The following is a 20,075-nucleotide window of genomic DNA, read 5'->3' on the forward strand; positions in this document are numbered from 1 at the left end:
GCTCGCTAGCCTGGGACGGCGACGGGACGACAGGAAGCCGGTGCGACTCCGGCACGGTCCCGCCACTGTGACCGGGGAGCCGAACCCGCTCACGGCCACGGCGCCGCGCGCGCCGGAAGGCCGGGCCAGGCGCTGATCCGGGAGTCAGGACACTGACCCGTCGCGACTCGTCACCCAGGGGCGCGGACCCCGGAGGCGGAGCGCGCCGGCGGCACCCCCGTGTGCCCCCGTCCGCGGGCCGCGCCGCGCGCCGCGCCCGGCCTCGCGGAAGGACCAGACGTGCGCCCATCCCCTCCCTCCCCGCACCCCGCCCGGCCGGGCCGGGCGGCCAGGTCGGCCGCCGCCGCGGCCGGAGTGGTCCTCGCCCTCAGCGCCTGCGGCACTGCCGCGGGCGCCGGCGGCGGCGCCCCGGCCGAGGGCTACCCCGTCACCGTGCGCGAGTGCGGGCGCGAGGTCACCGTTTCCGCGCCGCCGCAGCGGGCGGTGGCCATGAACCAGCACGTCGCCGAGATCATGCTCGCCCTGGGCCTGGCCGACCGGATGGTGGGCACCGCGTTCCTGGACGACGCGGTCCTGCCCGAGCTGCGCGAGGACTACGCGTCCGTCCCCGTGCTCGCCGAGCGCTACCCCTCCTACGAGGCGCTGCTGGCCGCCGAGCCCGACTTCGTCTACGCCGGGTTCGCGGCCAGCGCCTTCGACCCCGCCGAGGGCCGGGGCCGCGACGCGCTGGAGGCGGCCGGCATGACCACCTACGCCTCCGTCGAGCAGTGCGCCACGGACGTCGACCTGGACACGGTCGGCACCGAGATCCGCAACATCGGCCGCCTCTTCGGCGTGGAGGAGCGCGCCGACGAACTCGTCGCCGACATCGAGGCCGAGGTCGCCTCGGTCGAGGCCCGGCTGGCGGGCACCGACCCGGTGGACGTGCTGGTGGTGGACTCCCTCGACGCCACCGTCTTCACCTCCGGCGGCGCCGGGATCGCCGACGACATGATCGCCTCCGCCGGCGGGCGCAACGTGTTCTCCGACGTGGACGACGTGTTCGCCGACGTCTCCATCGAGCAGGCCGCCGCCCGCGACCCCGAGGCGATCCTCTTCTACGACTACGGGTCCACCACCGTCGAGGACAAGCGCCGGGCGGTGCTGGCCCAGCCCGCCCTGGCCCACGCGCCCGCTGTGCGCCGGGAGCGGTTCGCCGAGCTGCCGCTGTCCTCCACTGTCGTGGGCGTCCGGGTGGGCGACGCGGTCACCCGCATCGCCGAGCAGCTCCACCCCGAGGCGTTCTGAGCGGGGATGGCCGACACCGCCGACACCCCCGCCGCACCGCGCGCCCCCGGCGGCACCCCCGCCGCCCCGGCCCCGCCGGGGCCACCGCCCGGCCGATCCCGTCCCGCCGCCGTCCCCACCCGGCGCGGCCGGCTCCCGCTCCCGGTGGCGCTGGCGCTGCTGCTGGCCGCCCTTCCGCTGGCGATGACGCTGGGCGTGGGCGCGGGCTCGGTCGGGATCTCGGCCGCCGACACCTGGCGCATCCTCCTCCACCAGGCGGCCCCCGGGCTCGTGCCGCCCGACTGGCCGCCCGCCACCGAGGCCATCGTGGTCACGGCGCGCCTGCCCCGCGTGCTGCTGGCCGCGCTCGTGGGCGCGGGCCTGGCCGGGGTGGGGCTGGTGCTCCAGACGCTGGTGCGCAACCCGCTGGCCGACCCGCTGCTGCTGGGGGTGTCCTCGGGCGCCACCTTCGGCGCGGTGGTGGTCGTGGTGTTCGGCGTGCGGCTGTTCGGCGGCCAGTCGCTGCCGGCCACCGCGTTCCTCGGCGCGCTGGCCGCGCTCGTGGCCGTCTACCTGCTGGCCCGCACCGGCGGCCGGATCAGCACCCTGCGGCTCATCCTGTCCGGGGTGGTCATGGCCGAGGTGCTGTCGGCCGCCGCCGCGCTGGTCATCATGACCTCGGGCGACCCCCACGCCGCCGCCCTGGTGCAGCGCTGGACCCTGGGCGGGCTGGGCGGCACCACGTGGGCCACCCTGCCCGCGCCCGCCGCGGCCGTGGCGGTCAGCACCCTGGTCGTCGCGGCGCAGACGCCGGCGCTCAACGTGTTCGCACTGGGCGAGGAGACCGCCACCGGGATCGGCCTCAACGTCGGCGGGTTCCGCGCCGCGATGTTCGTGGTGGTCTCGCTGGCCACGGGCGTGCTGGTGGCGGTCAGCGGCCCGGTGGGGTTCGTCGGGCTGATGATGCCCCACATCGCGCGCATGCTCGTGGGCCCCGACCACCGGCGCGCCCTGCCGGTGGCCGTGCTGCTGGGGGCGCCGTTCATGGTCCTGGCCGACCTGGTCGCGCGCACGCTGGCCCGGCCCGAGGAGATCCCCGTGGGGATCCTCACCGCGCTGTGCGGGGCGCCGTTCTTCCTGTGGCTGATGCGGCGCGGCACCCGGCGCGGTGCGGCGGGCTGAGCGGGTGGAGGCGGATGCGGCTCACACCCCGCCGAGGGGCCCGGGGTCCACGGGATCGGCGGGGGTGTCCACCCACAGCCGGTGCCCGCCGCCGGCGGTGACGGTCAGGCCGAGCCGGTCGCGCCCGGGCGACCCGGCCGCGCGCCACACCTCGCGCGCGGCGGCGATCTCGGCCCACAGGTCGCGCGGACCGGCCCGCAGGGTCTCGTAGGGCGGACCGGCGGGCACGTACTCGCCCAGGGCCCAGGAGCCGGCGCGGTCGTAGACGTAGACCGTGGCCTCGCCCGCCGCCGGGTGGTTGTCGGGGTCGGCCTCGAAGGACGCGTAGGCGAGCCCTGGCACCCGCCACCCCAGGACCACGCCCCAGCCGGGGTCGCGGTCGGCCACCACGCGCGGGTTGAGGTCGGTGTGCCCGGCCACGGCGGCGGGGTCGTGTTCGTCGACGAAGGTGTGCCAGGGGTCGGCGGAGCGCCGCTGGCCGCGCAGCCACATGAACGCGGCGTCGGCGATCATCCGGCCCTGGGCCGTGCCCTCGCCGACCTCCAGGCGCAGCAGCCCGGCGGAGGTGAAGCCCGGCCCCCACGGGCTCACGACCGTTCCGCCGGGCCGGGTCCGGGTGATCCAGGCCGCCGGGACGCTGCGGGCCGCCACCGTGGCGATCACGCGGTCATAGGGCCCCTCGGGCGGGTGGGCGCCGTCGCCGACGACCAGCCGGGGCTTGTAGCCGAACCCGTGCAGCCGCTCGCGGGCGCGTTCGGCCACGCCGGGGTCGATCTCGACGGAGGTGACGTTCTCGTCGCCCAGCCGCTCGCACAGCAGGGCGGTGCTGTAGCCGGTGCCGGTGCCGATCTCCAGCACGGTGTCGCCGTCGCGGGCGTCCATGGCCTGGAGCATCGCCACCACCAGGGAGGGCTGGGAGATGCTGGAGGAGGGGACCACGCCGGAGCCGTCGGGCCCGGTCGGCGAGCCGTCGTCCACCTGGGTGATGAGGGCGTAGTCCTCGTTGACCCACCGCGCGACGTCGGGGTCGGTGCGGGGGTAGGGCTCGAACAGTTCGCGGTGGCCCGCGCGGCGGACCCACACCGTGTCGGGGATGAACGCGAGCCGGTCCACGGCCAGGACCGCGCGGTGCCAGGCGGGATCCTGGACCGCGCCCTTGGCCGTGAGGACCCGGGCGATTTCCGCGCCGGGAAGGAACGCCTGTGCGGATTCGGTCACTTGTTGGGGTCCTGTCCGTCGCCGTCGCTGCCCCGGCCGGAGTCGCGGGGGACGTCGGGGTTCTCGTGCCCGCCCATGGTTGCCTCCAGGAGCCGATGACGTTCTGGACGCTAGCCCGGCGGCGGCCGGGTGTCATGGCCGTCCGCGCGATCGGGCCCCTGCCTGGGCCGTCGCGGGCCGCGCCGGGCGCGCGCGGCACGCGGCCTGGTGGCCGGGTCCGCCCCCGCGGGGGGACCCGGCCACCAGCGGCGGCTCACCCGCCGCCCTCGGGCGCGGTGCCCCACACCGGCTCGCCCGCGTCGTAGAGCACGATGTTCTCCGCGGGCGCCAGTTGCGACCCGACGCCCTGGTAGGACCAGTCGTTGGCCGGGTTCCACCCGGTGCCGCCGGTGATCCGGAACTGCACCTCGCGCCGCCACTGCGACTGTCCGCCCGGGAAGATCTCCTGCCCGGTGCAGTCGATCTCGACGTAGTAGAGGTCGCCCTCCGCCTGCCGGGCGCCCGAGGGCGCGGCGCACTGGTTGTAGGCGCTGCTCACCTGGACCTCGCCCGGCTCCACGCCGGGGTCCAGGGTGAACCAGTAGCGGAACGTCCCCTCGTCCAGCATCCGCGCGGGGAAGGACGACCGGTTGCGCACCATCGCCTTGATCTCGGTGAAGGTGGCGCTGGACTGGTTGAGGGCCGCCTCCACGTACATCTCCGGACCGTCGGGCTCCTCGGCCCGCGGGAAGTCGGCCAGCGGGGTGCCGCCGTACTCGGCGACCAGCGCCGCCAGCGCGCTGGAGAACCCGGCGTTGTAGTCGGTGGCGACCTCGTTGGCCACGTAGTCCTGCCGGTTGTCGGTGTAGGCGTCGTCCGGGCCGTCCGGGCCGCCCACCAGGGCGCCGTAGAGCACGTGCCGGTTGTCCTGCGGGCTTTGGATGTTGTCCAGCCACGAGCCGTGCGCGGTGCGGTGGTGGGGGTTCACCGGCGGGTTCTGGCCGAAGCCCACCACGTAGCTGGAGTTGCGCGGGTTGGCGCCCAGCGCGTAGTCGATCTGGCGCACCCCGAAGTCGTGGTAGCGCTGCCTGCGCACGGGGTCGTCCAGCCAGTCGGAGTACACCAGCGCCACGAAGGCGGTGTTGGCGGCGTAGCGCAGCGACCCCCAGGTGTCGAGCACGGCCTGGCCGCCCGGCGAGGTCGGCACCCGCTGCCCGTTGACGCCGGTGGTCCAGTAGTCCAGCCACCGGTTGGCGTCGTCGACGTAGCGCTGCTCGCCGGTCTCCATGGCCAGCAGCGCGTAGGCGCCGTAGGACTTGTCGTCCCAGGCCACCGTCCAGCGGTAGCTGCGGGTGTCGGTCTGCTGCTCGGTGGACAGGTGGTCGTACTCGGCCTCGGCCTTGGCCAGGTAGGCGTCGTCTCCGGTGGCGCGGTAGAGCCAGTAGGCGCCCCACACCAGTTCGTCCTGGTAGCCCGACCACGACCGGTAGAAGTTCCCGGCCGGGACGCAGTCGGAGTAGCGGCCCCGGTAGGTGTCGGCGAAGTCGTAGAGCTGTTCGGCGTGGCGGACGAGGGTGGCGGCGTAGGCCGGGTCGTCCTCGGCGAACACCAGCGAGGACGCGGCCATGGCCGCCGCCGTCTCGCCGGCCACGTCGCTGCCCGGGCACGAGGCGTCGACCCGGTAGGCCGGGCGCTCCATCGGCATGACCTCGGCCGGACCCCACCACTTGTGGTCGGCGTCGCCGTCGCCCACCTGGGCGTAGAACACGTTGGGCTCGGGGTGGGCCTTGATGAAGTAGTCGTTGACCCAGCGCAGGTTGTCCTTGAGGTAGGGCATCTGACCCGAGGCGGTGTAGCCCTCCGGGCTCTCCACCGCGCCCCACGCCAGCATGGTGGCGCTGAAGGCCATGGGCAGGCCGAACTTGACGTGGTCGCCGGCGTCGTACCAGCTGCCGGTGAGGTCCAGGCCCACGTCGGCGCCGTCCTCCAGCGCGGAGTCGCCGCGCCAGTTCACACGGTTGTCGGCGGGCAGGTCGCCCGAGCGCTGGGCCTCGTAGAAGAACATCGACTTCTGCAGCGCCTCGGCGTAGTTGAACCGGGGCGCGGCCTCGGCGGTGCCGGAGGCGGGCGGCGCGGCCAGCAGGCCGAGCGCGGCGGCGCCGGCCGCCGCGAGCGCCGTCAGGCGGCGGGGGAGCCGGCGGGCACGGGACGGGGAGGGGGGATGCGGCATGTGCGGGCCTTCCCGGCGCCGGACGCGGCGCCACGGGCGGTGGGGGATGGGGTGGGGGATGGAGCGGGACGAGGGGACGGGCGGGCGGGGGCGGCGGTGCGTCCGGCCTGGGCCGGAGCGCGCGCCGCCCGGGCCGGGCCGGGCTTGGCGCCGGGCCGTCCCGCGATCGCTTGGGAGCGCTCCCATGTGACAGCGGTCACCGGCCTCGGCGTCGTATGTATGGTGCGATGGCCGCGCCGCGCCGTCGATGGGCGCGCACGGCGGAACAGAGTTCGAGGCAAAGCCCGAGGGACTGCCCGGCCCCGTGGGCGGCGGCGCGGGCCGTGTCCGCACTGACCCGCGCCGCCGGTCTCAGCGCGCGGGCGGGGCCAGCGCGGTCAGTTCGGCGCGCAGCGCGGGGTCGGTGGCGAACTCCCCGCTCAGGTGCGAGGTCACCATGGCCGCGCCGTGGGCCTGGGCGCCGCGCAGGGTCATGCAGGCGTGCTCGGAGCGGATCAGGCACGCCGCACCGCGCGGCGACAGGTGGGTGTCGAGCGCGGCCACCGTCTGCTCGCCCAGCCGCTCCTGCACCTGGGGCCGGCGCGCCAGCTCCTGCACCAGCCGGGCCAGCTTGGACAGCCCCACGATCGGCGCGCCGGGCTGGGGCAGGTAGGCCACGGTGGCCCGGCCGGAGAACGGCAGGATGTGGTGCTCGCACATCGCCACGAAGGGGACGTCGACCGCCGCGATCACGCCTTGGCGGCCCGACTCCGCGGGGAAGCGCACCTTGAGGTGCCGCTCGGGGTCCAGCCGCAGCCCGCTGGTCATCTCGGCCAGGGCTGCGGCGAAGCGCTCGGGGGTGCGGCGCGTGGACTCGGTGTCGCAGGGCAGCCCCAGCTCCCGCAGCAGCGCGCGGGCGTGGGCGACCGCGGGCGCCTCGGCGCGGCCGGGGGTGTCGAGGGCGGCGGCCGTGTCGCGCGTGTCGGTGGGCAGGGTGGTCATCGGGTCTCCTCGCTCGCGGGTGGGCGGGTGCGCGGGTGCGGACCGGCCGCCGGTGGGGCCCGGCCGCCGCTCCGGGATCCTCACCGCGCGGTCTCCCGCCACTGGGCGGTGTTGACATGGGTCTCGCTGACGCACACGGCGCTGACGCGGGCGCCGGGGGCACACGGCAGGGCCGCCAGCAGGTCGGCGGCCACCCGGGCCACCAGTTCGGCCACCGCCTCGACCGTGGGGTAGGCCAGGTCGCGGGCGAACCGCTCGGCGGGCCGCGGGTCGGCGGCGCCGAACCGGAACACCTTGCAGCCGTGGTCGGGCAGCAGCTTGGCCAGCGGGTCGGCCGAGCCGAGCATGGCGCCGTGGTCGAGCTGGGTGTCGATCCACGACCGCAGCCCGGCCTTGAACGAGCCGAACTCCACCACGGTGCCCTCGGCCAGGCGGGGCGCCGTCACGGTGACCTCGGCCCACCAGGAGTGGCCGTGCAGGTTCTCGCACTTGCCCGCCAGGTGGGGCAGCCGGTGGGCGGTCTCGAAGTTGTGCCGCACGGCCACCGCGTGCTCGGCGGCGGGGCGGGCGGTGGCGGCGGGTGGGGCCGGCGCGGGGGCGGCGGCTGCCCCCGCGCCGGGGCCGGTGGTCTCCATCAGTCGATCCCCAGGTGCTTGTGTGTCTGCAGGGAGAGGTGCCAGCGGGGGTGGTCCAGGCAGTACTCCAGCGCCGCCTGGGTGTTGTGCTCGATCTCGGGGCCGTCCATGGGCTGGAGGCGGAACGACGCGAAGTCCAGGTGCTCGAACCGCGCGGGGTCGCCGCCCTCCTGGGGGTAGACGAGCTTGAGTTCGTCGCCGCGCTCCACCACCAGGTCCGCGCCGATCTTGGGGCTGACGCACAGCCAGTCGACGCCCGGGGGCGGTGCCATGGTGCCGTTGGTCTCCACCGCGACCCAGAACCCGCGGGCGTGCAGGGCGTCCAGCGCGGCGGTGTCCAATTGGATGAGCGGCTCGCCGCCGGTGCACACCACGAACCGGTACTCGGCGGTGCCCGGGCGCCACTGCCGCTCGACGGCCGCGGCGAGGTCGTCGGCGGTGGCGAACCGGCCGCCGTTCTGGCCGTCGGTGCCCACGAAGTCGGTGTCGCAGAATTGGCAGACGGCGCGGTGCCGGTCCTTCTCGCGGCCGGTCCACAGGTTGCAGGTGGCAAACCGGCAGAACACGGCCGGCCGCCCGGCGTGGGTGCCCTCGCCCTGGAGCGTGTAGAAGATCTCCTTGATCAGGTAGGCCATCAGACCGCGCTCCGGTAGGCGATGGGGTCGGGCACCCCGGCCTCGGCGAACCCCTTCAGCCGCAGCCGGCAGGTGTCGCAGCGGCCGCAGGCCCGGCCCTGGGGGTCGGGGTCGTAGCAGCTGGAGGTCAGGGAGTAGTCCACGCCCAGCTCCAGGCCGCGCTTGATGATCTCGCCCTTGGTCAGCCGCACCAGCGGCGAGCGCAGCCGCAGCCGCCTGCCCTCGACCCCGGCGCGGGTGGCGAGGTTGGCCATGGCCTCGAACGCCTCCAGGTACTCGGGGCGGCAGTCGGGGTAGCCGCTGTAGTCGACCGCGTTGACCCCGGTGAAGATGTCGAAGGCGCCGGCGGTCTCGGCGTAGGCCAGGGCGAAGGACAGGAACACGGTGTTGCGCGCGGGGATGTAGGTGACGGGGATCCCCGCCGCGATCTCCTCGGGGGTGCTGTCCTTGGGCACGGGGATGTCGTCGGTGAGGGCGGACCCGCCGAAGACCCGCAGGTCGATGTCGGCGACCACGTGGCGGGCCACGCCCCGGTGCGCGGCCACGCGGTGGGCGGCCGCCAGTTCGACGCTGTGGCGCTGGCCGTAGCGGAAGCTCAGCGCGTAGGGCTCGAAGCCCTCGTGCTGGGCGATGGCCAGGGCCGTGGCCGAGTCGAGGCCGCCGCTGAGAAGGACGATGGCGCGTGGTTTCATGCGTGCCTGCTTTCACGTGGACGGTTGGGAGGGCGGCCGGGCCGGGGCTGGGCGGGCGCCGGGCGCGGCTGTCAGGTGGACCAGGTGGCGGGCAGCCGCAGCGGGGCGCGCAGATCGGCGTCGTCCCAGGCCAGGCTGTGGGCGGGCACCGCCAGCCGCGCCCCGGGCAGGCGCTCGGCGAGCACGGCCAGGCCGATGCGCAGCTCCATGCGGGCCAGGTGGGCGCCCAGGCAGTGGTGGGGGCCGCGCCCGAACGCCAGGTGCGGGTTGGGCCGCCGCCGGGGGGCGAGGTCGTCGGGGTCGGCGAACACGGCGCGGTCGCGGTTGGCCGAGGCGATCACCGGCATCACCGCCTCGCCCCGCGCGATGGCCCGCCCGCCCAGCTCCAGGTCCTCGGTGGCCACCAGCAGCACGAACGCGTTCATCAGCGGCACATGGCGCAGCAGCTCCTCGACGGCGGTGTCGAGGACGTGCGGCGAGGCGCAGACCTCGGCCAGGCCGTGCGGACGCTGAAGCAGGGCGGCCAGCGCCGCGCCCAGGTGCTGGACGACGGTGTGGTAGCCCGCTATGAGCACGCTCTGCACGACCAGGGCGCGGCCGTCGCGGTCGAGCGCGGGGTCGGCGGCCAGCGCGGCCGGCAGGGCGGAATCGGGCCCGCGCCGCCCCCGGTCGGCCAGCCGCCCGGCGTAGTCCTCCAGCGCCGCCACCGAGGCCAAGAACGCCTCCGACGGCACACGGGCGGGGTTCAGGACGGTCCGCACGTGGGGGCCGAACTCCGCCTCCTCGGCGGGGTCGACGCCCAGCAGCGCGCACAGCACGCGCAGCGGGAAGGGGGCGGCGAACCCGGCGCGGAGGTCGGCGGGCGGCCCCTGGCGCACGAGGTGGTCGGCGCACTCGTGGGCGAGCGCGCGGATGCGGCCGGCCCCGGCCTCCAGGCGGCGCGGCGAGAGGAACGCGGCGGCTGCGCTGCGGTGGCGGGCGTGGTCGGCGCCGCTGAGTTCGAGGAGCGTGGGGCGGGGCGGGCGCGCGGGCGGGTGCCCCGGCGGCCAGGTGCCGGCCAGGGGCCGCACCAGGCGGGGGTCGGCCAGCGCCGCGCGGACGTCGGCGTGGCGGGTGACCAGCCAGGCGGGTTCGCCCTTGGGCGCCGCGACCCGGCACACGGGGTCGTGGGCGCGCAGGGCGGCGTAGGCGCGCGGGGCGCCGGGCGAGCCGGGTTCGGCCTCGGGGATCGGCGGCGCCGCGACCTGGCCGGTCACCGGGGATCCCCCTCGTGGGCGAGGCCGTCCTCGGCGGTGCGGCCCGCGGGACAGGCGGCGGGACGGCGGATGAACCCGGAGGTGAAGAAGTACTCCAGGTAGCGGTCGATCAGCGCGGTGTCGACCGGCGGGCAGTCCAGTCCGCTGCCGGCCAGGGCGGTGTCGGTGTTGGCGCGGCCCAGTTCGGGGAAGACCCCGGCGGTGTACATCTCCTTGACCGAGATGTCGGTGCGGTTGCCCCGGTCCACGCACAGCGACACGAACGGCGCGGTGGGGCTGGTGGGGTTGTCGGCCACGTGCAGCACCAGGCTCAGCACCCACCGGTCGTAGGGCAGGGTCATGATGTCGAAGCCGGCCGCGCGCATGCGCTCCACCACCGCGGCCAGGCCGCTGGGCCGGGGGTTGGTCAGGTGGTAGGTGCGCCGCCCGGTGTGGTGGCGGGTGGCGATGTGCACGACCGCCTCGGCGAGGTGGTCGACCGGGACGAAGTCCATGGGCAGGTCGATGTCGGGGGCGAACCCGACCTCGGCGATCATCTTGAACAGCGAGCAGATGGCGGTCTCGGTGTTGCACACGCCGGTGTCGGCGGGGCCGGTGACCTCGTAGGGCCGGTGCACCGCCACCGGCAGGCCCTGGTCGGCGGCCTCGTGCAGCAGCTGCTCGGCCACCCACTTGCTCTCGGCGTAGCCCATGGTCAGCCGGTCGGCGTGGGCCAGGGGGAGGTCTTCGTCGACCCGGCGCACCCCGGCGGTGCCGAACCCGGCCAGCACCGCCACCGTCGACAGGAAGTGCACGGGCACCCGGCGGCGCGCGGCCAGCCGGACGACCTCGCGGGTGCCGTCGACGTTGGCGGCGCGCAGGGCGGTGTAGGGGTAGATGAAGTTCACCTGGGCGCCGGAGTGCAGCACGAGGTCGAGGGTGGCCGCGAGGTCGGCGGCGCGGTCGGGGTCGAGGCCCAGGCCCGGTCGGGTGAGGTCGCCGGGGAAGCACACCAGGCGGTCCTCGGCGCCCTCGGCGCGCACCCCGTAGCGGGTGAGCGCGGCCAGGACGCGCTGGCGGGCGTGGTCGGTGTCGTGGGCGCGCACCGGGCAGTGCACGGTGGCGCCGGTGCGGGCGAGCAGGGTGCCCACCAGGTGCGCGCCGACGAACCCGGTGGCGCCGGTGACCAGCACCGCTCGAGGCTCGCGCGGGCACGGCGCGGGGCCCTCGGCGGGCGGGAGTTCGAAGCCCAGGCGGGACTCCGCGGCGAAGTCCAGCCCGGCCGGGGGCGCGGCGGCGGTGTCGGGTTCGGCGTCGCGCAGCGCGGCGACCGCGGCGGTGAACTCCTCCACGGTGGGCCCGGCCAGCAGGGCCCGTACCAGGGCGCTGCTGTGGGAGTGGTGGACGGCGAGCATGGCGCGGGTGCGGTTGACGACCTCGGCGGCCAGCAGGGAGTCGCCGCCGATGCGGAAGAAGTCGTCGCCGGGGCCGGGGCGCACGCCCAGCACCAGCTCCCACACCACGGTCACCACGGTGCGCACGCGCGCCAGCGGGTCGGCGGGGTCGGCGTCGTCCATGGCGCTGTGCAGGGCGGCGCGCACGCGCGGGCCGGGGGCGTCGGCGGGTTCGGCGGTGGCGTTGTCGGCGGTGTCGGCCGTGCGCAGCGCGGTCAGGCGGGCGCGGTCGACCTTGCCCGTGGCCGACACCGGGAACGCGGCGAGTTCGCGGATGGTGCGCGGCACCGCCGGGGCGGGCAGCCAGGCGGCGCAGAAGCGGCGCAACTCGGCGAGGTCGATCCCGGTGGTGCCGGCGGCGGGCGTGACGAAGGCGTGGAGGGCGCCGGTGCCAGGGTCGAGTTCGACCGCGGCCTCACCGACGTCGGGGTACTCGCGCAGCCGGGCCTCGACCTCCTCGGGCTCGATGCGCTGGCCGCGGACCTTGAGCTGGCGGTCGACGCGGCCCAGGTACTCCAGCATGCCGTCGGAGCGCAGCAGCGCGCGGTCGCCGGTGCGGTACAGCCGCTCGCGGTCGCCGGTGGGCGCGGTGACGAACCGCTCGGCGGTCAGCGCGGGATGGCCGGGGTAGCCCGAGGCCAGGCCGTCGCCGCCGACATACAGCTCTCCGGCCTCGCCGACGACGGCGGGGGCGCCGTCGGCGCGCAGCACCCGGCAGGTGGAGTTGGCCAGCGGGCGGCCGATGGGCACCTGGCGGGCGTCGGCGGGCAGGTCGCGCACCCGGTACATGGTCGAGGCCACCGTGTTCTCGGTGGGGCCGTAGAAGTTGACGACCTCGGTGCGGGGGCAGGCGCGCATGACGGCGCGGGCGAGGTCGGGGTCCATGGCCTCGCCGCCGGCCGACACGAAGTCCAGCTCGGAGAAGGCGCCGGGGCGGGTGCGCGCGACGTGGTGGAACACACTGGTGGTCAGGAAGGCGACGTTGACGTTCCCCAGGCGCAGGTGGTCCTCCAGCGCGGCGGGGGAGACCATCACGTCGCGGTCGGCGACCACGAGTTCGGCGCCGCGGGCCAGCGCCGACCAGATCTCGATGGTGGAGGCGTCGGAGGAGAGGTTGTAGCCGTGCAGCACGCGGGTGCGCGGGCCGATCGCGGGGAACTCCGGCTCCGACATCACCAGGCGGACGACGCCGCGGTGGGTGACGGCGACCGGCTTGGGGCGGCCGGAGGACCCCGAGGTGAACATGATGTAGGCCGGGGCGCCGGCGTCGCCGGGGTGGGGGATGCCGGGTTCGGGCAGCTCGGCGTGGGGGCTGGGCGGGGTGCTGATGTCGAGGTCGAGGCGGGCCGACAGGCGGCGCACGCGGCGGCTGGCGCCGGGCAGCGCCACGGCGACGTGCACCCCGGCCTCCTCGGCCATGGCGTTGAGGCGGGCGGGCGGGAGGTCGTCGTCGAGCGGGACGTAGGCGGCGTTGGCGCGCAGGATGGCGAGGAAGGCCACCAGCGCCTCGGGGCCGCGCCGCCCGCACACGCCCACGGCGTCGCCGGGGCGCACCCCGGCCTCGCGCAGCCGCCCGGCGAGCTGCCGGGCGCACATCTCCAGCTCCCAGTAGCGGAAGACGCGCTGGTGGTGGCTGACGGCGGGGGTGTGGGGGTAGAGGAACGCGTTGGCGGCGAAGATCTCGTGCAGCCGGGAGTCGCGCGGGTAGTCGGTGCGGGGGCCGACCGCCGTCGCGGGGGCACCGGATGCGGTGGCTGGTCCCATCGTCGTCACGTGGGGGTCCTTTCTTGGGGCGCGGGGCCCGGGAATGGAGGGGCGCGGCCGGGGGAGGGGCGGGCCGCGGTGCTGCGCGGGGAGGAGTGCTGTCGTAGGCGGCGCCGGTCAGGCGGTGGCCTCGGCGATGGCCTGCGCGAAGGAGGTGAAGTCGCCGCTGCGCCAGCGCCGCGGCGCCATGCGCAGGGTGATGTCGTCGCGGAGTTGGTCGCGGGTGGCGTCGAGGTAGCGGACCGCCTCGTCGGCGCCGAGGTAGCGCACGGCCATGGACTCCCGGACGTCGGGGTCGGCGGGGTCGGTGACCTCCACCACGGGGCCCTCGACGCTGACGTAGCGGTAGGGGGCGGTCTCGTCCTGGACGCACAGGCTGAAGCGGCCGGCGGCGTTCATCAGGCGGGCCTTGACGGTGTCGCGCCCGGTCTGCACGGCGAGCGTGCCGCCGGGGGTGTAGTCGTACCAGACCGGAATAAGCAGCGGCCCGCCACCGGCCCGGGGGTCGTCGACGCCCAGCACGCCCACGTGCACGCCTGCGAGGAACTTCTCCCGCTCGTCACGGGACATGGACGGATGCATTGGTCTCCCCGGAATGAGTGCTTCAAATGACGGCGTGTCGCTGATTGCGGTCGCCTTGCAGACTCGATCTCATTGTTCCCTTCTGTCCGGGGAGTGGAAACAGGTAAATCGAATCGCGCGGCAAAAGTCAGCAAATTCGGGTTTGCTGGGGACGGTAGGTAGGGGGGTGTTTCGTGCGTCCGTTTCCCGGTTGCGCCATAACGGGGGAATCCCTGGTCTGTCGGGGTTTGCGATCCGGGGTTTGGGGCGCACGAAAAGAGCCCGACCGGTGTTTCCGGTCGGGCTGGGGGAGACGCTGTTTCGGGTCCTAATGCAGGGGACTACAACTCGTCGCCCTTGACCGCCTGGAGGAAGGCGTCCCACTCGCGGGCGGGGAAGGGGAGGGGGTCGAGGTGGCGGTTCTGGGTGTCGCGGACGAGGGTGAGGGACCCTTCGGCGACCTCGACACAGTCAGGTTCGTTGTTTCCGCTGTAGCTGCTCTTGTGCCAGCAGTTGCCGTTCACAGTTTCTCCTCCTTGATCGCCTTGAGGAAGGCGTTCCACTCGCGGGCGGGGAAGGGGAGGGGGTCGAGGTGGCGGTTCTGGGTGTCGCGGACGAGGGTGAGGGACCCTTCGGCGACCTCGACGCAGTTGGGCTCTCTGTTTCCGCTGTAGCTGCTCTTGTGCCACTTCATTGGAACTCGTCCCTCAGCTTTCTGATGCAGGCGATCGATTCGGACGGCGGCAGGGATTCCGCTTGCAGATCACCGAATTGACTCGCGAATTCGTTGACTTCTGTCGGCAGAGCCTTGACCACGTATCCACCCTCGTAAGAGGCGTGTGCTACCTGCCGTCCGTCGGTCAGAGTCATGATGCGGAAGGACCCGGTACTGACAGGGCGCCAGGGCGCATACATGGGCAGGACCATGAGCAGGATCCTCCCCGTCTCGGCCAGGGCAAGCAAGTGGTCGAGTTGGGACGGCAGCACGTCCGGTGAGCCGCACACGCGGCGGAGCACGACCTCGTCCACCACGGCACGCACAGTAGTGCCTGGCCGCAGTTGCGCCAACCGTCCGACGCGGTCTGCCACTGCCCGGTCAGGGTCGTCAACGATGGTGCCCGGCCGGGTAAAGATCCATCGAGCGTAGGACTCGCACTGAAGAAGTCCAGGAACCAGCAAGGGCTCCCACTCCCTGATTTCCGTGGCCTCCCGCTCAACCGCGAGGAAGTCCCGCCACTCGGGTGGCCCTTCCGTTGCCCCGCGGGTCTCACGCCAGAGTTGGTGGAGCGCACCGCCTGTAGACAGGATCTCGTCCAATAGGACCGATGTGTCCAAAGTTGGCTTTCGAGTTCCCTTTTCGTACTTGCTGATTGCTTGTCGGCTGATTTTTGCGGCTCGGCCCAATTGGGCTTGGGTCTTTCCTGCCATTTCGCGCTGTCGGCGGAGCTCTCCGGCCCACCTCAGCCATTGCTTGTAAACGCGTTCGGTCATAGGTCCATGGTGCTCCACACGTTTACCGCTGTCCTGGCGTTCTCCAGAAGGTGCCATGAATGTATCCCTTATGGCAGGTCGGCGGGGGTGCGGGCATGCTGGGTTTCAGGCCAGCGAAGGAGCCCGGCATGATCCTCTGCAAGCTCTCGGTCCGTGGAACGCACGCAAGCCTCGAACTGCTCAGAGCCCACGCGATCGACTACGACCACACCCTGCCTGCCGAAACGCGGTACTCCGCTGTGCGGCTGTGCGACCCCGCCAACCGGATCGAGCGTGTAGACGCCGAGGCGCTGTTCGCGTGGCTCGTAGAGGAGGGCGTCACGGAGGAATGGGCGCGACGGGCCGTGCTGTCCGTCCGCGAAAGCCGATTGGGTTATGTCCGATGAGCGAACCAAAACCACCACAACAGTCCAAATGGGACTGCCGGCTCTGCGAGACCGCCAACGACCCCGGAAAGGAGATCTGCGGGTACTGCGGAAACCCGGTAAGCGCCAACGAGACGCTGCCGCCGCTCCCGCGTAAAAGAGTCCTCCGCCGAACCACCGCACGGGTCCGCCCCTACGCGCGACGGCTAGCTCCGAGCCCGCCGAAACTCCCGCGCGTTCTGGAGACGACCGAGAACTCCCCTCCCCCGGTGCCAGCCGGCGGAGGGTTGAGGGAGGGATCTGCCGGTTTCTTCTCCATCCGGCCCCCCACCGCGGCGGCGGCCACGCCTTCTCCCGCGTGGCCGCCGCCCTTGACGGGGTATCCCTGTACCCCGTCGGGTGGAGCCTGCCAGCGCTCCACCCCTAAAGGAAAGGGGCGGCGGCCCCCCATCCACACAACCCGCCGCCCCTTTCCCATTATCTCTTCCGCACCCCGCTCGCCGGGGGACTATTGAAGGAAACAGCCCCTGCCTTTTGAGGGATTGGCATGCCTGAGCGCTACCGCAGCATTGTCGATGTCCATATCATCCTGATCCGCTATGGAAAGGTCCTGCTGCTGGCGCGCCGGGGCACCGGCTACTGCGACGGAACGCTGGCGCCGGTCGCGACGAGGCTGTAGCCGGACATCAGTGGGGCGAACACGCCCCCTATGAAGTCGACCGAGAGAGTTGCGTTCGGCCGCACCTGGGCGGCCCTTCGGCGGCTCTTCAACTGTTCCCGGTCGGCGGGGGCGGCCAGCGCGGACCGTAAAAGATCTTGGGGATCCGCGCGGGGGAGCGATGAGTTCCGGGCAGCGGCCCGGTCTACCCGTCAACGGCACCGTAACGGCGGCGCCGCCGAACGAGGGAGCGCGTGATGCCGAAGATCAAGACGCACCTGTGGTACGACCAGCAGGCCGAGGAGGCCGCGAACTTCTACACCTCGCTCTTCGAGGACTCGCGGGTCACCGACGTCATCACCTACGAGAACGCGGGCCCCGAGGGCCAGACCGTCAAGATCGTCACCTTCGAGCTGATGGGCCAGGAGTACATCGCCCTCGACGGCGGCCCGGAGTTCAGGTTCAACGAGTCGTTCTCCCTCTACGTCGAGTGCGACTCGGCCGAGGAGGTCGACCACTACTGGAACAAGCTCATCGAGGGCGGCGGCGAGGAGTCCTACTGCGGGTGGCTCAAGGACCGCTTCGGGATGTCCTGGCAGGTCGTGCCGCGCATCCTGGACGAGCTGCTGCAGGACCCCGACACCGCCAAGGCCGACCGGGTCATGCAGGCCATGCTCAAGATGCGCAAGATCGAGGTCCAGGGTCTGCTGGACGCCGCCAACGCGGCCTGACCGGCCAGGGACACCCGGCGGCCGGCCCCGAAGCCGGTCGGCCGCCCGACCGGCCGCCCCGCCCGCCTCGCCCGCGCACGCGGCGAACGCCCGTCCACGGCGGCCGGTGCGGTGGGATAATGCCGCTCCCACCGGCATCCTCCCGCTGCGAGCGCCATGGCCCCCTCACTCCAGGACATCATCCGCCAACGGCAGAGCGCCGCCTTCTACGGGCGCGACACCCACCGCGAGCACTTCCGCGCCAACCTGGCTCGGCCGCCGGAGGACGAACGGCGCAAATTCGTCTACGTCGTCCACGGCAGCGCGGGCGTGGGCAAGTCGGTGCTGCTGCGGGAGTTCGAGCGGATCGCGCTGGCCCACGGCGCGCTCACCGTCCGCCTGGACGAGGACGCCACCACCGACGTCCTCGACGCGCTGGCCGCCATCGCCGCCGGCCTGGCCGAGCAGGGCGTGGCCGTCCGCGACTTCACCCGCCGCCACGCCGAGTACCAGCGCGCCCGCTCCGACCTCCTGGCGGCGGGCGACGCGCCCGAGGACCTCGCCACCACGCTCACCCACGGCCTGGTGCAGACGGGTGCCATCGGCGCCGGGCTGATCGCCCCCGATCTCGCCGGGGCGCTCTACGACCCCGCCACCACGGCGCCCGTCGCGACGGCGGTCAACGACGTCCGCGCCTGGATCGCCCGCCGGATCAAGGAGCCGCGCACGCTGCGGCTGCTGACCGACCCCGTGGGCGAGCTGACCGGCGCGCTCACCGCCGAGCTGGCCGCCGGGGTGCGCGGCCGGGCGTTCGCCCTGTTCGTGGACACCTTCGAGAACGCCGCCCCGCCGGTGCGGGACTGGCTGCTCACGCTGATCGGCGGCGACGACTACGGCCCCCTGCCCGCCGACACCGTGGTCGCCGTCGCCGGGCAGCACCGCCCCGACCCCAACACGTGGTCGCCGCTGTGGCCGGTGACCGCCGACATCGCCCTGGAGCCGTTCACCCGCGAGGAGGCGGCCGGGCTGCTGGCCCGTCACAACGTCACCGACCCGGCGGTCGTGGACTCCATCTGGGAGGTCACCGAGGGTCTGCCGGTGCTGGTGGACGCGCTGGCCCAGGCCGCGCCCGCCGGGCCCGAGGATGTCGCCGACCTGAGCGGCGACGCCGCCGAGCGGTTCCTCAAGCAGATCCAGGACCCCCTCCAGCGCCGGGTCGCCGAGGCGGCGGCGCTGCCCCGGGAGCTGAACCGGGACGTGCTGGAGGCCGTGCTGCCCGAGGCGGAGCGCGCCCGCTCCGCCGAGCTGTACGCCTGGCTGCGCACCCTCCCCTTCGTCCGCGACCAGGCGGGCGGCGCCCACTACCACCAGGTGGTGCGCGCGCTGCTGGTGCGGCTGGCCCGCACCACATCGCCGAGCGGGTTCACCGCACAGCAGACGGCGCTGGCCGACCACTGGGCGGCGGCCGGCGAGGGCGCCCTGCCGCTGGAGGAGCTCTACCACCGGCTGTGCGCCGACACGGCGGGCGAGCTGCCGCGCGCCTTGGGCCACGCGCTGTCGGCGGTGTACCAGGGCACGGCGGCGGCGCACCGCTGGGCGGTCATGCTGCACGACGCCGGGCGCGACGGCGGCGACGACCGCGTGAGCGCGTGGGGCGCGCGGCTGGCGGCGGCGCTGGCCGCCGACCACCCCGTTCTCGCCTACCTCACCGAGCTGATCGAGGGCGCCGGCCTGCCGCGCGCCACGCTCGCCCGCGCGCTGGTGGAGCGGTGGCGGGTGGTCTGCCTGGAGCTGCGGCGGCCCGAGGACGCGCTGGCCGACGTGACGCGCGCGGCCGAGCTGGACCCGGGGTTCGTGCGCGCCATCGGCAGCCGAGGGCTCACCCGCAAGCTGCTGGGCGACCACGCGGGCGCGCTGGCCGACTACGACCGCGCGCTGGAGCTGAACCCCGACTACGGGTGGGCGCTGGGGCAGCGCGGGCAGGTGCGCGCCCTGCTCGGCGACCGCGCGGGCGCCCTGGCCGACCTGGACCGGGCGCTGGCGCTGGACCCCTACTGGGCGTGGGCGCTGGCCGAGCGCGGGCGGGTGCGCGCCCAGTGTGGCGAGCACGCCGGGGCGCTGGCCGACCTCGACCGCGCCGTGGAGCTGAGCCCCCGGTACGGGTGGGCGCTGCTGGAGCGCGGCCGGGTGCGCTGCGCGCTGGGGGACTACGGCGCGGCGCTGGAGGACTTCACGCGGGCGGCCGGTCTGGCCGGGGGCGGGGTCCACGCGGTGGACGCGCGCGGCCAGGTCCACCGCAGGACGGGCGACTACGCCGCCGCGCTGGCCGACTTCGACCGGGCCGCCGCGCTGGACCCCGCCTACGCGCCCGCCCTCGCCCACCGGGGCGTGACGCGGTACTTCCTGGGCGACACCGCCGCCGCCGTCGCCGACCTGGAGGCGGCCGGGGCGCTGGACCCCGAGGACGTCTCCGTCCGCCGCGATCTGGGGATGGCACTCGTCGCGGCGGGCGAGACCGAGCGGGCCCTGCCGCTGCTGCTGGACGCCGAGGACGGCGACGAGTCGGTGGAGCGGACCCCGTGGGGCCTGCTGCTGCGGGGGCTGGCGGGGCAGCGGGCCGGGAGGGGCGAGGCCGCCGCCCGCGACCTGCGCGCGGCGGTGGTCGCGGGCGCCCGCGACCGGCGGCGCGCCCCGCGCGAGGAGGACGCCTACTTCGCGTCGGCGGTGGCACTGGCGGCACTGGGGAAGGCGGAGCGGGGCCTGCGGCTGGTGGCGGAGATGCTGCGCATCCCACCGCCGGGCGCGGCGGTCGCGGAGTGCCTGACCGACCTGGCCACCCTGCGCCGGCTCACCCCCGAGCACGCGGAGGCGTTCGCCGAGATCGCCCGCCCGCTGACGGCCCGCCCGAACGGCGGCTGAGGGGCGCCGGGCATTACCCACGCCGTGCTCCTCGGTACCGCCCGACAGGGCCGTCGGCGAAGCGGGGGGCCGGGCTGCCGCCCGGCGCGGCCGCGCGGCA

Annotated in this window: 17 protein-coding genes, 1 pseudogene and 1 riboswitch; of the genes and pseudogenes, 6 read left to right on the forward strand and 12 right to left on the reverse strand. The window is 74.4% G+C overall.

All coding sequences use genetic code 11. The annotated features are described in order from the left end of the window. The first annotated feature begins 30 nt into the window (after positions 1-30). Positions 31-155, forward strand: a riboswitch (cobalamin riboswitch). Between the two features lie 124 nt (positions 156-279). Further along, positions 280-1,287: an ABC transporter substrate-binding protein gene (locus HNR12_RS25945; protein WP_179769998.1), complete on the forward strand. Its 1,008-nt coding sequence runs from the start codon at positions 280-282 to the stop codon at positions 1,285-1,287. A gap of 6 nt (positions 1,288-1,293) precedes the next feature. Beyond that, positions 1,294-2,448: a FecCD family ABC transporter permease gene (locus HNR12_RS25950; RefSeq protein ID WP_179769999.1), complete on the forward strand. Its 1,155-nt coding sequence runs from the start codon at positions 1,294-1,296 to the stop codon at positions 2,446-2,448. A gap of 21 nt (positions 2,449-2,469) precedes the next feature. Here the strand turns inward: HNR12_RS25950 and HNR12_RS25955 are convergent, their stop codons facing one another. The 12 genes and pseudogenes from HNR12_RS25955 to HNR12_RS26010 form a co-directional block, all read right to left on the reverse strand. Next, positions 2,470-3,666 carry a methyltransferase domain-containing protein gene (locus tag HNR12_RS25955; RefSeq protein WP_179770000.1) on the reverse strand — a complete coding sequence of 399 codons (1,197 nt, stop codon included), beginning with the start codon at positions 3,664-3,666 and terminating at the stop codon, positions 2,470-2,472. Positions 3,667-3,914: 248 nt separating this feature from the next. Then, a pseudogene (locus HNR12_RS25960) lies at positions 3,915-5,875 on the reverse strand (glycoside hydrolase family 9 protein); the annotation flags it as partial. Positions 5,876-6,226: 351 nt separating this feature from the next. After that, positions 6,227-6,856 (reverse strand): GTP cyclohydrolase I, encoded by a 630-nt coding sequence (gene folE, locus HNR12_RS25965; RefSeq protein ID WP_179770001.1) that lies wholly within the window; start codon positions 6,854-6,856, stop codon positions 6,227-6,229. Positions 6,857-6,936: 80 nt separating this feature from the next. Further along, on the reverse strand, positions 6,937-7,491 hold the full coding sequence (locus HNR12_RS25970; RefSeq protein WP_179770002.1) for a 6-pyruvoyl trahydropterin synthase family protein: 555 nt from the start codon (positions 7,489-7,491) through the stop codon (positions 6,937-6,939). After that, positions 7,491-8,126, reverse strand: coding sequence for a 7-carboxy-7-deazaguanine synthase (gene queE, locus HNR12_RS25975; protein WP_179770003.1), 636 nt, complete (start codon positions 8,124-8,126; stop codon positions 7,491-7,493). Before queE ends, HNR12_RS25970 begins: the two co-directional genes overlap by 1 nt. After that, entirely contained in the window at positions 8,126-8,818 is a 693-nt protein-coding gene (gene queC, locus HNR12_RS25980; protein ID WP_179770004.1) for a 7-cyano-7-deazaguanine synthase QueC, read from the reverse strand. Before queC ends, queE begins: the two co-directional genes overlap by 1 nt. A 71-nt stretch (positions 8,819-8,889) precedes the next feature. Further along, positions 8,890-10,074: a cytochrome P450 gene (locus tag HNR12_RS29640; RefSeq protein WP_179770005.1), complete on the reverse strand. Its 1,185-nt coding sequence runs from the start codon at positions 10,072-10,074 to the stop codon at positions 8,890-8,892. Next, positions 10,071-13,271 (reverse strand): amino acid adenylation domain-containing protein, encoded by a 3,201-nt coding sequence (locus tag HNR12_RS25990; protein WP_179770921.1) that lies wholly within the window; start codon positions 13,269-13,271, stop codon positions 10,071-10,073. Before HNR12_RS25990 ends, HNR12_RS29640 begins: the two co-directional genes overlap by 4 nt. A gap of 117 nt (positions 13,272-13,388) precedes the next feature. Further along, entirely contained in the window at positions 13,389-13,841 is a 453-nt protein-coding gene (locus HNR12_RS25995; RefSeq protein ID WP_218902054.1) for a pyridoxamine 5'-phosphate oxidase family protein, read from the reverse strand. A gap of 332 nt (positions 13,842-14,173) precedes the next feature. Further along, a complete protein-coding gene (locus tag HNR12_RS26000; protein WP_179770007.1) occupies positions 14,174-14,356 on the reverse strand; it encodes a DUF397 domain-containing protein in 183 nt (60 codons plus the stop codon). Continuing rightward, a complete protein-coding gene (locus tag HNR12_RS26005) occupies positions 14,353-14,526 on the reverse strand; it encodes a DUF397 domain-containing protein (protein WP_179770008.1) in 174 nt (57 codons plus the stop codon). The genes HNR12_RS26000 and HNR12_RS26005 overlap by 4 nt, the downstream gene beginning before the upstream one ends. Beyond that, on the reverse strand, positions 14,523-15,323 hold the full coding sequence (locus tag HNR12_RS26010; protein ID WP_179770009.1) for a helix-turn-helix domain-containing protein: 801 nt from the start codon (positions 15,321-15,323) through the stop codon (positions 14,523-14,525). The genes HNR12_RS26005 and HNR12_RS26010 overlap by 4 nt, the downstream gene beginning before the upstream one ends. A 128-nt stretch (positions 15,324-15,451) precedes the next feature. On the opposite strand from HNR12_RS26010, the gene HNR12_RS26015 reads away from it, so the two are divergent. The 4 genes from HNR12_RS26015 (at position 15,452) to HNR12_RS26030 (ending at position 19,975) form a co-directional block, all read left to right on the forward strand. Next, positions 15,452-15,709: a hypothetical protein gene (locus tag HNR12_RS26015; RefSeq protein WP_179770010.1), complete on the forward strand. Its 258-nt coding sequence runs from the start codon at positions 15,452-15,454 to the stop codon at positions 15,707-15,709. Positions 15,710-16,235: 526 nt separating this feature from the next. Then, on the forward strand, positions 16,236-16,367 hold the full coding sequence (locus HNR12_RS29300; RefSeq protein ID WP_274613890.1) for a hypothetical protein: 132 nt from the start codon (positions 16,236-16,238) through the stop codon (positions 16,365-16,367). A 236-nt stretch (positions 16,368-16,603) separates the two neighbouring features. Then, complete coding sequence (locus HNR12_RS26025; RefSeq protein WP_179770011.1) at positions 16,604-17,077, forward strand: VOC family protein; 474 nt, start codon at positions 16,604-16,606, stop codon at positions 17,075-17,077. 156 nt (positions 17,078-17,233) lie between these two features. Then, positions 17,234-19,975 carry an ATP-binding protein gene (locus HNR12_RS26030; protein ID WP_179770012.1) on the forward strand — a complete coding sequence of 914 codons (2,742 nt, stop codon included), beginning with the start codon at positions 17,234-17,236 and terminating at the stop codon, positions 19,973-19,975. Positions 19,976-20,075: the final 100 nt, after the last annotated feature.

Origin of the sequence: Streptomonospora nanhaiensis (genome assembly GCF_013410565.1) — a bacterium.
GTDB classification, from domain to species: Bacteria; Actinomycetota; Actinomycetes; order Streptosporangiales; family Streptosporangiaceae; genus Streptomonospora; species Streptomonospora nanhaiensis.